This window comes from Streptomyces sp. ISL-96, from assembly GCF_018614035.1.
Classification (GTDB): Bacteria; Actinomycetota; Actinomycetes; order Streptomycetales; family Streptomycetaceae; genus Streptomyces.
Genome location: NZ_JAGGPA010000005.1, coordinates 46,939 through 60,028, shown reverse-complemented (window position 1 = coordinate 60,028; position 13,090 = coordinate 46,939). Strand labels below are relative to the sequence as shown.

At 70.1% G+C, this 13,090-nt stretch carries 11 protein-coding genes and 1 pseudogene; 8 read left to right on the top strand and 4 right to left on the bottom strand.

What is annotated here, in order from left to right; genetic code table 11:
• Positions 1-122 precede the first annotated feature (122 nt).
• The gene (locus tag J7E96_RS03190) at positions 123-1,211 is read left to right on the top strand and encodes a branched-chain amino acid aminotransferase (protein ID WP_215127201.1); all 1,089 of its coding nucleotides are present in this window, start codon (positions 123-125) and stop codon (positions 1,209-1,211) included.
• Positions 1,212-1,510: 299 nt separating this feature from the next.
• On the opposite strand, the gene J7E96_RS03185 is transcribed toward J7E96_RS03190, so the two are convergent.
• Positions 1,511-2,935, bottom strand: a complete 1,425-nt coding sequence (locus tag J7E96_RS03185; protein WP_215127199.1) for a cytosine permease — start codon at positions 2,933-2,935, stop codon at positions 1,511-1,513.
• Positions 2,936-3,075: 140 nt separating this feature from the next.
• Here J7E96_RS03185 and ureA point away from each other — a divergent pair, with 140 nt between their 5' ends.
• The 6 genes from ureA to J7E96_RS03155 all read left to right on the top strand — a co-directional run bounded on the left by ureA (position 3,076) and on the right by J7E96_RS03155 (position 10,559).
• Positions 3,076-3,798 carry an urease subunit gamma gene (gene ureA, locus J7E96_RS03180; RefSeq protein ID WP_215127197.1) on the top strand — a complete coding sequence of 241 codons (723 nt, stop codon included), beginning with the start codon at positions 3,076-3,078 and terminating at the stop codon, positions 3,796-3,798.
• The gene (locus tag J7E96_RS03175) at positions 3,795-5,483 is read left to right on the top strand and encodes an urease subunit alpha (RefSeq protein WP_215127195.1); all 1,689 of its coding nucleotides are present in this window, start codon (positions 3,795-3,797) and stop codon (positions 5,481-5,483) included. Before ureA ends, J7E96_RS03175 begins: the two co-directional genes overlap by 4 nt.
• Before the next feature lie 34 nt (positions 5,484-5,517).
• Positions 5,518-6,549, top strand: coding sequence for an agmatine/peptidylarginine deiminase (locus J7E96_RS03170; protein ID WP_215127193.1), 1,032 nt, complete (start codon positions 5,518-5,520; stop codon positions 6,547-6,549).
• A 34-nt stretch (positions 6,550-6,583) separates the two neighbouring features.
• Positions 6,584-7,225, top strand: a complete 642-nt coding sequence (locus J7E96_RS03165; protein WP_215127191.1) for a TetR/AcrR family transcriptional regulator — start codon at positions 6,584-6,586, stop codon at positions 7,223-7,225.
• Between the two features lie 307 nt (positions 7,226-7,532).
• The gene (gene cimA / locus J7E96_RS03160) at positions 7,533-9,134 is read left to right on the top strand and encodes a citramalate synthase (RefSeq protein WP_215127188.1); all 1,602 of its coding nucleotides are present in this window, start codon (positions 7,533-7,535) and stop codon (positions 9,132-9,134) included.
• 102 nt (positions 9,135-9,236) lie between these two features.
• Positions 9,237-10,559, top strand: a complete 1,323-nt coding sequence (locus tag J7E96_RS03155; RefSeq protein ID WP_215127186.1) for a hypothetical protein — start codon at positions 9,237-9,239, stop codon at positions 10,557-10,559.
• A gap of 164 nt (positions 10,560-10,723) precedes the next feature.
• Here J7E96_RS03155 and J7E96_RS03150 read toward each other — a convergent pair whose 3' ends face one another.
• Both J7E96_RS03150 and J7E96_RS03145 read right to left on the bottom strand, forming a co-directional pair.
• Positions 10,724-10,933, bottom strand: a complete 210-nt coding sequence (locus J7E96_RS03150; RefSeq protein ID WP_215127184.1) for a DUF397 domain-containing protein — start codon at positions 10,931-10,933, stop codon at positions 10,724-10,726.
• Entirely contained in the window at positions 10,930-11,754 is an 825-nt protein-coding gene (locus tag J7E96_RS03145; RefSeq protein ID WP_215127455.1) for a helix-turn-helix transcriptional regulator, read from the bottom strand. The genes J7E96_RS03150 and J7E96_RS03145 overlap by 4 nt, the downstream gene beginning before the upstream one ends.
• A gap of 111 nt (positions 11,755-11,865) precedes the next feature.
• On the opposite strand from J7E96_RS03145, the pseudogene J7E96_RS03140 reads away from it, so the two are divergent.
• A pseudogene (locus J7E96_RS03140) lies at positions 11,866-12,192 on the top strand (ATP-binding protein); the annotation flags it as partial.
• Positions 12,193-12,261: 69 nt separating this feature from the next.
• Here J7E96_RS03140 and J7E96_RS03135 read toward each other — a convergent pair.
• A complete protein-coding gene (locus J7E96_RS03135; RefSeq protein WP_215127182.1) occupies positions 12,262-12,882 on the bottom strand; it encodes a YceI family protein in 621 nt (206 codons plus the stop codon).
• Between the last annotated feature and the right edge of the window lie 208 nt (positions 12,883-13,090).

The window sequence follows — 13,090 nt, the reverse complement described above, 5'->3', positions numbered from 1 at the left end:
TCATGCACGCACTCCCACAGGCGATAATCGAACGTGGGGCCGCGGCATGAGGGGAAGCTCGGACGTCCTACTAGAGGCGTGAGCGCGGTCCACCACACACAACCGGTGAAGGACACGCACTCATGACGACGCCCACGATCGAGCTCAAGCCCTCCTCGCACCCGCTGTCCGACGCGGAGCGCGAGGCGATCCTGGCCAACCCCGGATTCGGCCGCCACTTCACCGACCACATGGTCACCATCCGGTGGACCGAGGGTCGTGGCTGGCACGACGCGCAGCTCGTGCCGTACGCGCCGCTGTCGATCGACCCGGCCAACATGACCCTGCACTACGCGCAGGAGATCTTCGAGGGCCTGAAGGCCTTCCGCCGGCCCGACGGCTCGGTCGCCACCTTCCGCCCCGACGCGAACGCCAGGCGCTTCCAGGTCTCGGCGCGGCGCCTCGCGATGCCGGAGCTGCCGGTCGAGACGTTCATCGCGGCGTGTGACGCGCTGGTGCAGCAGGACAAGGCGTGGGTTCCGGCGCACGGCGGCGAGGACTCGCTCTACCTGCGCCCGTTCATGATCGCCAACGAGGTGGGGCTGGGTGTGAAGCCGGCCAATGAGTACCTCTTCATCGTCATCGCGTCGCCGGCCGGGGCGTACTTCCCGGGCGGGGTCAAGCCGGTCTCGGTCTGGCTGTCCGAGAACTACGTGCGCGCCGTCCCCGGCGGCATGGGCTTCGCCAAGACGGGTGGCAACTACGCGGCCTCGCTGCTCGCCTTCGCCGAGGCGGCGGAGAAGGGGTGCGACCAGGTGGTGTGGCTCGACGCGCTGGAGCACAAGTGGGTCGAGGAGATGGGCGGCATGAACCTGTACTTCGTGTACGGGAACAAGATCGTCACCCCGGAGCTGACGGGCTCCCTTCTGGCCGGCATCACCCGTGACTCGCTGCTCCAGCTCGCGCGTGACCTCGGGTACGAGTCGGCGGAGGGGCGGATCTCCACGGAGGACTGGAAGCGCGACACCGAGAACGGCACCCTGACCGAGGTCTTCGCGTGCGGCACGGCGGCGGCGATCACGCCGGTCGGGTCGGTGAAGTCCGAGGGTGCGGAGTGGGTGCAGGGGGATGGGCAGCCGGGCAAGGTGACGATGGAGCTGCGCAAGGCGCTGCTCGCCATCCAGACCGGCACGGCCGAGGACACCCACGGCTGGACCCACGAACTGGGCTGACCCGGTCGGTAGTTGTACGCCCTGGCCGCGCCCGGCCCTTCGCTGGGCGCGGCCTCGCGCGTTGCGGGCCCGGGTTGCCTGCGGCGCTTTTCCCCGACCCGCTCTTTCCCGAACTGGGGGCAAGCCCCCAGACCCCCGGACGCCCTCCGGGCGTGTCCTCAAACGCCGGACGGGCTGGATTTGCCGCGCAGCGGCAACTTTCAGCCCCTCCGGCGTTTGAGGAGCGGGGTCTGGGGCGGAGCCCCAGTTCGGGAAGGGGCGGGTAGGGGAACAGCTCCGCAGGACAGCCGGCGGCGCGCCTACGCGGGGGTGGGCGCCTCGCTGACCGGGTCTGCCTCCGCAGGCAGCGCCGCCGTCCGCGCCTTCGCCGCGTACGCCACGCCGCCCACCAGCCCCGACAGGATGAAGCTGCAGTCCACGCCGCCGGTGAGCGCCAGCAGCGGGCCTTCGTACACCGTCGTGGAGACCGCTGCGAGGCCGACCGCCGCGCCCAGCGCCCAGGACACCGTGGCCTGGACGTTCCAGCCCGACCGGTACCAGTAGACGCCGCCCTTGGCGCGGCGGTTGAAGACCTGGAGGGCGTCCGCGTCGTACTGGCCGCCGCAGCGCGCGTACCCGATGAGGGAGATGACCGCCCACGGCGTGCCGATCGCGGTCAGGAGCAAAACGAACGACGTCATCGCGGACTGGACCGACCACGCGAAGGAGCCCACGAACACGAACGCGGTCGCGACGGCGGCCGCGATCACGGTGGCCCGGGTGCGGGTCGCGCGCGGCAGGATCGCGTCCAGGTCGAGGCCCATCGAGTACAGCATCAGGCCGGCGTTGCCGACTGACCCGGCCGAGGCCGCCAGCAGCAGCGGCACCAGGAACCAGAAGGGCGCGGCCTCGACGAGCGGTCCCGCGTAGTCGAGGCCGGCGCGGGCCGCGAGAGCCGTGTACGTACCGAACAGCTGCGGGATCAGCAGGCCCAGGAGCAGGCCGAGACAGGTCGCCCAGAAGACCTTGCGCGAGCTGTGGCGGCGCGGCGAGATGTAGCGCGTGTAGTCACCGAGCAGCGTGATGAAGGCGACCGGGCCGCTCAGTCCGGCGGCGACGGCCGCGAGCAGCCAGGTCGGCCAGAAGGAGCCGAGGAGGTACGGGGTGTCCGGCGGGGCCGCCGTCGTGAAGTCGCCGGCGTACGCGTAGACGCCCACCAGCAGCAGCACGACCATGCCGATGGACAGCACCTTGCTCAGGCTCAGCAGCAGCTTGTAGCCGTACACCGCCGCTACGACCGTGGCGCCCGCCAGCACCGTGTACATCAGGGCGCGGGAGGACCCGCTGTCCGGCAGCCCGGTCAGCCGGGACAGCGTGCCGACCATCACGTCGCCGCCGATCCACAGCGTGAGCGCCGTATAACCGAGGGACAGCAGCAGGCCTACGACCGAGCCGACGAGCCTGCCCCGTACGCCGAACTGGGCGCCGCTGGAGGTGGAGAGGTTGGTGGCCGTGCGCAGGGAGATGAGTGCCAGCGGGGCCGTCACCGCTATGCCGGCCACGGTGCCGACGATGATCGACGTCAGCGAAGGCCACAGGCCGAGGCCGAAGGACGGCGGCAGCCACCCGAAGACGATGACGCCGAGGCACAGGTTCGAACCGAGAAGCAGGGAGACGAGGTCGCGCGGCCCGCTGGTGCGCTCCTCGTCGGGAATGGTGTCGACTCCGCGCTGTTCAATCGGCATGGCTGGGTCCTCCCGGTCTGCCGGACGACAAAGTTTTGAGTGCTGTTCAATGTGACTTGTCTCAAGGTGGCGCGTCAATGTTTCCAGCGTATGAATCTCGTGGTTAGAGTGAAGTTCTAAACTTTTGGAGGTGTGGCGGCGTGCGACTGACCCCGACGGAACGCGACCGGCTGCTGCTGTTCGGAGCTGCCGAGCTGGCGCGTGCGCGCCGGGCGCGCGGGCTGCGGCTCAACGTGCCGGAGGCGACCGCGCTCATCGCGGACACGGTCTGCGAGGCGGCCCGCGACGGGCGGCGGCTCGCGGAGGCTATCGAGGCGGCACGGTCCGTGCTCGGCCCCGACGATGTGCTGCCGGGTGTGGCCGATGTGGTGACCGAGGTGCATGTGGAGGCCGTCTTCGACGACGGGTCCCGGCTCGCGGTCGTCTCGTCCCCGATCGGCGGCGGCGCCACACTGGGCGAGGACGCCCCGGGCGCGGTCCTGCCCGGTCCCGCGGACGCGGAGCCGGAGCCGGCGGTGCGGCTGACCGTACGCAACACCGCGACCGTCCCCGTCAGCGTCACCTCCCACTTCCACTTCTTCGAGGCCAATCCGCGCCTCGACTTCGACCGCGCGGCGGCGTACGGCATGCGGCTGTGCGTACCGGCGGGTTCTTCGGTCCGCTTCGACCCGGGCGGCGAGGCCGAGGTCGGTCTCGTCCCGATCGGCGGCGGCCGGATCGCCATCGGTTTCGCCGGGCTCGTCGACGGTTCGCTGGACGCGCCCGGCGCGAAGGAAGAGGCCCTGCGCAGGGCGGCCGCCTGCGGCTATCTGGGAGCAGCAGGAGCAGCAGGAGCAGCAGGAGTAGAGGGAGCTGAGGCATGAGCATCGATCCGCATGAGTACGCCGCCGTGCACGGCCCCCGCGCCGGGGACCGCGTCCGCCTCGGCGACTCCGGGCTGACCGTGCGCGTCGAGTCGGACGCGCAGAAGCCGGGCGAGGAGTTCCTGGCCGGCTTCGGCAAGACGGCCCGCGACGGGCTGCACCTCAAGGCCGCCGCCGTGCGCGAGACCTGCGACGTGGTCATCAGCAATGTGCTGGTCATCGACGTGGCGCAGGGCATCCGCAAGGTGTCGATCGGCATCAGGGAAGGCCGCATCCACGCCATCGGGCGGGCCGGCAACCCGGACACCCTCGACGGCGTGGACGTCGTCGTCGGCACCGGTACGTCGATCGTCTCCGGCGAGGGCCTGATCGCGACGGCGGGGTCCGTCGACACGCACGTTCACCTGCTGTCGCCGCGCATCATGGAGGCCTCGCTCGCCTCCGGCGTGACGACGATCATCGGCCAGGAGTTCGGCCCGGTCTGGGGCGTCGGTGTGAACTCGCCGTGGGCCCTGCGCCACGCCTTCGGCGCCTTCGACGCCTGGCCCGTCAACATCGGCTTTCTCGCGCGCGGCTCGTCCTCCGACGCGGCCCCGCTCGTCGAGGCGCTCGCCGAGGGCGGCGCGTCCGGCTTCAAGGTGCACGAGGACATGGGCGCGCACACCCGCGCCCTGGACACCGCGCTGCGGGTCGCCGAGGAGCACGACGTACAGGTCGCACTGCACAGCGACGGCCTGAACGAGTGCCTGTCGGTCGAGGACACCCTGTCCGTCCTCGAAGGCCGTACGATCCACGCCTTCCACATCGAGGGCTGCGGCGGCGGGCACGTCCCCAACGTGCTCAAGATGGCGGGCGTACGGAACGTCATCGGCTCGTCGACCAACCCCACGCTCCCCTTCGGGCGGGACGCGGTCGCCGAGCACTACGGGATGATCGTCTCCGTACACGACCTGAAGACCGACCTGCCCGGCGACGCCGCCATGGCGCGCGACCGGATCCGCGCCGGGACGATGGGCGCCGAGGACGTGCTGCACGACCTGGGCGCGATCGGCATCACGTCGTCCGACGCGCAGGGGATGGGGCGCGCGGGCGAGACCGTGCGCCGTACCTTCCAGATGGCCGGGAAGATGAAGGCCGAGCTGGGCCCGATGGAGGGCGACGGCCCGGACGACGACAACGCCCGCGTCCTGCGCTACATGGCCAAGCTGACCATCAACCCCGCCATCGCCCACGGTCTCGCCCACGAGATCGGGTCGATCGAGGTCGGCAAGATGGCCGACATCGTGCTGTGGCGGCCGCAGTACTTCGGCGCGAAGCCGCAGATGGTGCTGAAGTCGGGCTTCCCGGCGTACGGCGTCACGGGCGACCCGAACGCCGCGACCGACACCTGCGAGCCGCTGGTCCTCGGGCCGCTGTTCGGTGCGTACGGCGCCACCCCCGCCGACATCTCGGTGGCCTTCGTCGCGCAGGCCGCCCTCGACCAGGGCAACGACCTGATGCCCACGCGCCGGCGCCGAGTCGCCGTGCGCGGCACGCGCGGCATCGGCCCGGCCGACCTGCGCCTGAACTCCCGTATCGGACAGGTGGGGGTGGACGGACACAGTGGGCTGGTCACGCTCGACGGCGACCCGCTCCGCTCCGAACCCGCCGACTCCGTCTCCCTGAACCGCCTCTACTTCCTCTGATCCTCGGATCCCCTGATTCCAGTAAGGACCCCCCATGGCTTTCCGTATGCCCGCCGAGTGGGCCCCGCACGAGCGCACCTGGATGGCGTGGCCCAGCCCCAACGTCACCTTCTCCGACCCCGAGGAGCTCGCCGCCTCCCGCGAGGCCTGGGCGAGCGTCGCCCGCGCCGTACGCGCCTACGAGCCGGTCACCGTGGTCTGCGGACCCGGTCAGTCGGCCGGCGCCCGCGAACTGCTCGGCCCGGACATCGAGCTCGTCGAGCGTGAGCTGGACGACGCCTGGATGCGGGACATCGGCCCGACCTTCGTCAAGGACGACGAGACCGGCGAACTGGCCGCCGTGGACTGGGTGTTCAACGGCTGGGGCGCGCAGGACTGGGCGACCTGGGAGCACGACTCGAAGATCGCCGGCATGATCGCCGACCTCGCGGGCGTAGCCACGCTTTCGTCCCCGCTCGTCAACGAGGGCGGCGGCATCCACGTCGACGGCGAGGGTACGGTCCTGCTCACCGAGACCGTCCAGCTCGGCCCCGAGCGCAACCCCCAGTGGACGCGCGAGCAGGTCGAGGCGGAGATCCATGCCAAGCTGGGCACGACGAAGGCGATCTGGCTGCCGCGCGGCCTGACCACCGACTACCCGCCGCACGGCTTCGGCACCCTCGGCCACGTCGACATCGTCGCCGCGTTCGCCGCGCCCGGAGTGGTGCTGGTCCACACCCAGCCCGACCCCTCCCACCCCGACCACGAGCCGTGCAAGGCGAACGTCGAGCTGCTGCGCGCCCAGACCGACGCCAAGGGCCGCCCGCTCAAGGTCATCGAGGTGCCCGCCCCGACGAAGGTGAAGGTCGACGGCGACTGGGTCGACTACTCGTACATCAACCACTACCTCTGCAACGGCGGTGTGGTCCTCTGTGCCTTCGACGACCCGCGCGACGAGGAGGCGGCCGAGATCTTCCGCGGCCTCTTCCCCGACCGTACGGTGACGCTGGTCGACGCCCGCGAGATCTTCGCCGGCGGCGGCGGAATCCACTGCATCACCCAGCAGCAGCCCGCGACGCACAGCTGATCGGGTAAAACATACGAGTGAACGAGAACGCCTCATGACCGGGTCCGCGTCCGCGTCCGGCGACGCCGGCTCCGCGAAGCCGCCGTCCCGCCGTCGCAACTCCGCCCCGCCCCGCGAGACCGTGCTCGCCGCCGCCATGGCGAGCATCGCCGAGCACGGGCTGGAGCGGCTGACCATGGCCGGGCTCGGTCGTGAGGTCGGTATGAGCAGCGGGCACCTGCTCTATTACTTCCGCAGCAAGGACGAGCTCCTCCTCCAGACCCTGGAATGGAGCGAGGAGCAGCTCGGCATGGACCGCAGGGCCGCGCTCGCGCGGCAGGTCCCGGTGCGCGAGCGCCTCGACGCGTACGTCGATCTGTACGTGCCGTCGGGGCCCCGCGATCCGCACTGGGCGCTGTGGCTGGAGCTCTGGAACCGTTCGCACGCCGTCGACGAGGAGGCCCGCGCCCGCCTCCTCGACATCGAGCTGTCCTGGCACCGCGACCTGGTGGCCCTGCTCGTCGAGGGCGCCTCGCGCGGCGAACTGCGCACGGTGGTCGACGCCGACCGCTTCGCGACGCGGATACGGGCGCTGCTCGACGGCTTCAGCACGCATGTGGCGATGGGGCTGCCGGGTTCGGAGCGGTCGCAGGTGCTGGCGCAGATCGCGGAGTTCCTCGACGAGACGCTCCACTGAGCGGTTCTCGTACGTACGAACGCGGCCGCCCGCATCGTGAGACGGGGATACCACGCCACGCCAGACGTGCGAGACTGCCCTCGTGTTCTCGTTCGCCATGATTATCGGCAGCAGGCGCGCCGGTCCCCAGTGACCGCCCCGTACCACCCCGTGCGGCGCGGCCACCGTGCCCCAGACCCGCGCGCAGACCTCTCGCACCCGCGAGAGGTTTTTTCGTTTCCCGGCCCCATCAGGGCCGGAACGAGGTGCGCGCGATGATGGGGGCAAGTGGAGCCAGTCCTTCCACTCGACAGGAGTCCAGAAAGCCATGACCTCTTCAGGCCCCGACGACAGTTTTCACGTCTTCGACACCACGCTGCGCGACGGCGCCCAGCGCGAAGGCATCAATCTGACGGTCGCCGACAAGCTGACCATCGCCCGGCACCTGGACGACTTCGGCGTGGGCTTCATCGAGGGCGGCTGGCCGGGCGCCAACCCGCGCGACACCGAGTTCTTCGCCCGCGCGAAGGCCGAGATCAAGTTCAAGAACGCGCAGCTCGTGGCCTTCGGCGCCACCCGCCGCCCCGGCGCCAGGGCAGAGGACGACCCCCAGGTCGCGGCCCTCCTGGAGTCCGGCGCGCCCGTCATCACCCTGGTCGCGAAGTCCCACGACCGCCATGTGGAACTCGCCCTGCGTACGACGCTCGACGAGAACATCGCGATGGTCCGCGACACGGTCTCCTACCTCCGCGCCCAGGGCCGCCGCGTCTTCGTCGACTGCGAGCACTTCTTCGACGGCTACCGCGCCAACCCCGAGTACGCCAAGTCGGTCGTACGGGCCGCCTCGGAGGCCGGCGCCGACGTCGTCATCCTCTGCGACACCAATGGCGGCATGCTCCCCGCCCAGATCCAGGCCGTCGTCGCCACCGTCCTGGCCGACACCGGCGCGCGCCTGGGCATCCACGCGCAGGACGACACGGGCTGCGCGGTCGCGAACACCCTCGCCGCCGTCGACGCGGGCGCCACCCACGTCCAGTGCACGGCCAACGGCTACGGCGAGCGCGTGGGCAACGCCAACCTCTTCCCGGTAGTGGCAGCCCTGGAGCTGAAGTACGGCAAGCAGGTGCTGCCGCCCGGCGCACTCGCCGAGATGACCCGCATCTCGCACGCCATCGCCGAGGTCGTCAACCTGACGCCCTCCACCCACCAGCCGTACGTCGGCGTCTCCGCCTTCGCGCACAAGGCCGGCCTGCACGCCTCCGCGATCAAGGTCGACCCCGATCTCTACCAGCACATCGACCCCGGCCTGGTCGGCAACCACATCCGGATGCTGGTCTCCGACATGGCCGGCCGCGCGTCGATCGAGCTCAAGGGCAAGGAGCTCGGCGTCGACCTGGGCAACGACCGCGAGCTGGTCGGCCGCGTCGTCGCCCGCGTCAAGGAGCGCGAGCTCCAGGGCTACACGTACGAGGCGGCCGACGCCTCCTTCGAGCGCCTCCTGCGCGAGGAGGCCGAGGGCCACGCGCTCAGCTACTTCCGTACGGAATCGTGGCGCGCCATCACCGAGGACCGCCCCGACGGCACCCACGCCAACGAGGCCACGGTGAAGCTGTGGGCGAAGGGTGAGCGCATCGTCGCCACGGCGGAGGGCAACGGCCCGGTCAACGCCCTCGACCGCGCCCTGCGCGTCGGCCTGGAGCGGATCTACCCCCAGCTCGCCAAGCTGGAACTGGTCGACTACAAGGTCCGCATCCTGGAGGGCAAGCACGGCACCGAGTCCACGACCCGCGTCCTGATCACCACGGGCGACGGCGAGGGCGACTGGTCCACGGTAGGCGTCGGCGAGAACGTCATCGCGGCGTCCTGGCAGGCCCTGGAGGACGCGTACACCTACGGCCTCCTGAAGGCGGGCGTCGAGCCGGCGGAGTAGGCCGGCCGCCGGACGGGTGTGTGCGCGGACGGTGCCCGCGTCCGCGCACACACTGCTAAACCCATATGTCTTAAAATGCGGCCATTCGGGTAGCTTTTAAGTATGAGGACACGACTGTTCTCCACCCTGTCAGGGCTGCTGCTCTCGATCGCGGCGGCCGTACTCGCTGTGGCTCCCGGCGCGCAGGCTGCCACGGGGCTCGATGCTGCGGCGGACTCGCTGCGTCAGGGACCGGTGTACGTCGATCAGCGTGCCCGCGATCAGCTGCCGCCCCGCGAGGCCGACGCGCTGGAGGAGAAGATCCTCGACGCCGGAAAGCCGGTCTTCGTCGCCGTACTCCCGCAGACGGCGGAGTTCCCTGAGGACGGCCTGCTGGCTGACCTGCGGACCAAGACCGGGATCACCGGGGTGTACGCCGTCAGGCTCGGTGACGCGTTCGACGCCGGCGCCGACTCCGTCGTGATGTCGCGCCAGGCTGTCGCCAACCTCACCGCGTCCGTCGAGCCGGCGGGCGGCCTCGACGCCGTCACCCAGCTGAACACCTTCGTCGACGACGCACTTGATCAGGCCAGGGGCAGCGCCCCCAACACCTGGGACGGCGCCGGCCAAGGGCCCTCCTCCGTCGTCGGACTGGTCACCTTCGGTCTGGTGCTCGTCGCCGGCGCGGCCGGTGTGTTCCTGGTGGCGAAGCGCAATCGGCGGCGGCGGGCGGCGCTGGAGCGGGCCGCGCTGGAGAAGGTGCGGGTCGTCGTCGACGAGGACATCACCGCGTTCGGCGAGACCCTGGAACGCCTCGACTTCCATCCCGCAGAACCGGGCGCGGACGACGCGATGCGCGCCGACTACGAGCGGGCCCTGGACGCGTACGAGAGGGCCAAGTCGGCCATGGCCAAGGCTACTGAGGCCAGTGACGCCCGCGCGGTCACGGAGGCGCTGGAGGACGGCCGCTTCTCGCTGGCCGTGCTCGCCGCGCGCCGCGAAGGCAAGCCGCTGCCCGAACGACGCCCGCCCTGCTTCTTCGACCCGCGCCACGGCCCGTCCACGGCCGACGTCGACTGGGCCCCGGCCGGCGGCACCACACGCAGGGTGCCCGTCTGCGCGGCGGACGCGACCCGGCTGGCGGAGGGCCAGGACCCGATGTCCCGCATGGTCGAGACGGCGAACGGCCGACGCCCGTACTGGGAGGCGGGACCGGCGTACGCACCGTGGATCGGCGGCTACTACGGCGGCGGCCTCCTGCCCGGCCTGCTGATGGGCACGATGCTCGGCTCGATGCTCTCCACCCCCGCGTACGCCGACTCCGGCATGAGCGGTTACGAGGGCGGAGACTTCTCCGGAGGCGACTTCAACGCCGGGGACTTCGGCGGCGGAGGCGACTTCGGCGGTGGCTTCGGTGGCGGAGACTTCGGCGGTGGCGGCTTCTAGGCCCGGACTTCGCGGGTCGCTGAAAAGGTTCGCCGCAGCGGCTCTTCGGCGTCCGAACCCGACCGGATCGGACCGGCATTGCGATCGCCGTTGCGGACCGGACTGAGCGGCGATCGGTCGTGACCAGTTGATCTTCACGATCGGGTGACCTGCGAAGTACGGGTCTAGGCGGTCGCGCCGAGGAACGCCGTCCAGGCGGTCCATGCGGTGGGCGAGACCGTGAGTACGGGCCCGTCCGTGACCTTCGAGTCACGGACGCGGACGGCGTGGGGCTCGGCGGCGACCTCGACGCAGTTACCGCCGGTGTCGCCGCTGTAGCTCGACTTGAACCAGACCGGACCGTCCGAGCGGTCCAGGTGTGCTGCGCAGGTCATGTCACTCCTAGCAGTTCGTCCAGCAGGCCCATGCTGTCCTGAACCGAAAGAGCCTGCGAGCGCAGCATCCCATATTTCTGTTGATACACACTGACCTCGTCGGGGTCATCGGCGAGGAAGCTGGCGTACTGCACCTCCAGGTAGGCGAGTTGATCGTGGTCGGGAGTCTCCAGCAGCACGAAGGGACCTGAGAGGCCGGCGTGGATCTCCCGCTCCGTCGGCATGATCTGAAGCCCCAGAAAGGGCAGTTCGGCGCACTGGCGCAGTCGCAGGATCTGCTCCCGCATCACCGCACGCCCGCCGATCGGGCGCCGTAAGACCGACTCCTCCAGCAAGAAGCTCATCATCGGCGGCCACGGTGTGCGCTGAAACAGCTTCTGCCGGTCGAGCCGTGCGGACACGCTCTCGTCCAGCTGCTCCTTGTTGAGCGGCGGGTAGAGGCAGGAGAACACGGCTCGGGCGTACTCCTCGGTCTGGAGCAGTCCGGGCACGACGTGGTTCTCGTACGAGAGCAGGGTCAGCGCCAGCGCTTCGTAGTCGATGAAGTCCTGGGCGAAGACCGGGTATCGCTCCCGCTCCGGCATCTGCTCCACACCGACCGCGAGGGCCCCGCCCGTGTTCAGGAGTTCGTCAAGTTGATGGGCGAAATCGGGCTGCAGGGGGCGTCTGCCCTGCTCGATGGAGGCGATGGTGTCCACGTGTACGCACACGCGCTCGGCGAGCTGCGGCTGCGTCAGGCGTGCGCGCCTGCGGAAGTGGCTGAGCTGGGCGCCGACCAGGTGCCATGACGGGTTCTTCTTGCGCTTGTTCGCCGGGTGCATGGATGCTGCCTTCCCGCCCGCGGCCGTACTCGACCGGTTCTGGGTCGTACCAACGATCTGTACGACTTCACTCATTGGTCCACTCTAGTCACGGACTGTGACAGTGGATGCATGAATGAAGGAACCCAACAGCGCTGCTTCCGCGAAGTGTTCTACCGGCGCGAGCGCCGATCCGTGCCTGCCGCCAGGGGGTTCGCCGCGCAGGCGCTCCGCGCCTGGGCGGTCGTGGACCGGGCGGACGAGGTGCTGCTCTGCGTGAGCGAGCTGACCACCAATGCCCTGCTCCACGGCGTCCCGCCCGGCCGGGGCTTTCGGCTTCACCTCTGCCTGGAGTGCGACGGCCGGCTTCGCGTCGAGGTCCACGACAGTGGCCCGGGGGAGGTCCGTACCCGGCAGTCGGACGGCCCGATGGGCGTCGGCGGCCGGGGGCTGCCGCTGGTGGCCGCACTCGCGGACAAGTGGGGCGTGACGCAGCGGCACCCGGGCAAGGTGGTGTGGTGCGAGTTCTCAGACCTGCGGGGCCGCGTTCCTGATCGCGGAGATGTCGAAGGTCAGCTTGACCTTGTCGCTGACCATCACGCCGCCGGTCTCCAGCGCCGCGTTCCAGGTCAGGCCCCAGGCGGAGCGCAGGATCTCCGCGCTGCCCTCGAAGCCGACGCGCTCGTTGCCGTACACGTCGGTCGCGGAGCCGTTGAATTCCAGGTCGATGGCGAGCGGCTTGGTGACGTCCTTGATGGTCAGGTCGCCCACGATCCGGTAGTTGTCGCCGCCGAGCTGTTCCGCCGACGTGGAGCGGAAGGTCATGAGGGGGAACTGCTCCGCGTCGAAGAAGTCGCCGCTGCGCAGGTGACCGTCGCGGTCGGCGATGCCGGTGTCGATGCTGGCGATCTTGACGTCGATCGCGGCGGCGGAGCGGGACGGGTCGGAGCCGTCCAGGGTCAGCGTGCCCTCGTAGTCGGCGAAGTTGCCCCGGACGTTGGTGACCATGGCGTGGCGGACCGTGAAGCCGATGCTGCTGTGCGCCGGGTCGATGGTGTAGTCGCCGGTCAGGGCGGCCAGGGTCGGGTCCACCGCGAGGGTGGTGGTCGCGGCCGGGGTGGTGGTGTTCTTGCGGTTGAACAGAGCCATGGCTCCTCCTCGGATGGTTTGTTTAAGGTTCAACGAGATTCACTGTAGACCCGTGTTGTTCAAAATTCAAGCATCTGCTCCCCGAAGGCTTCCCGAAGCGCGCGGGGAGCTAGGGGCTTCGCCCCAGGGAACAGCGCCGCAGGCCCAGCGGCAAGCGCTTTCCGCCGGCTCTGTCCTAGTCATTGATTGCTCACGGAACCCCGTGCTA

Coding starts and splice junctions, on each gene's coding strand:
- J7E96_RS03190 (WP_215127201.1), top strand. CDS start 123: ATGACGACGCCCACGATCGAGCTCAAGCCCTCCTCGCACCCGCTGTCC.
- J7E96_RS03185 (WP_215127199.1), bottom strand. CDS start 2,935: ATGCCGATTGAACAGCGCGGAGTCGACACCATTCCCGACGAGGAGCGC.
- J7E96_RS03175 (WP_215127195.1), top strand. CDS start 3,795: ATGAGCATCGATCCGCATGAGTACGCCGCCGTGCACGGCCCCCGCGCC.
- J7E96_RS03170 (WP_215127193.1), top strand. CDS start 5,518: ATGGCTTTCCGTATGCCCGCCGAGTGGGCCCCGCACGAGCGCACCTGG.
- J7E96_RS03165 (WP_215127191.1), top strand. CDS start 6,584: ATGACCGGGTCCGCGTCCGCGTCCGGCGACGCCGGCTCCGCGAAGCCG.
- cimA (WP_215127188.1), top strand. CDS start 7,533: ATGACCTCTTCAGGCCCCGACGACAGTTTTCACGTCTTCGACACCACG.
- J7E96_RS03155 (WP_215127186.1), top strand. CDS start 9,237: ATGAGGACACGACTGTTCTCCACCCTGTCAGGGCTGCTGCTCTCGATC.
- J7E96_RS03150 (WP_215127184.1), bottom strand. CDS start 10,933: ATGACCTGCGCAGCACACCTGGACCGCTCGGACGGTCCGGTCTGGTTC.
- J7E96_RS03145 (WP_215127455.1), bottom strand. CDS start 11,754: ATGCACCCGGCGAACAAGCGCAAGAAGAACCCGTCATGGCACCTGGTC.
- J7E96_RS03135 (WP_215127182.1), bottom strand. CDS start 12,882: ATGGCTCTGTTCAACCGCAAGAACACCACCACCCCGGCCGCGACCACC.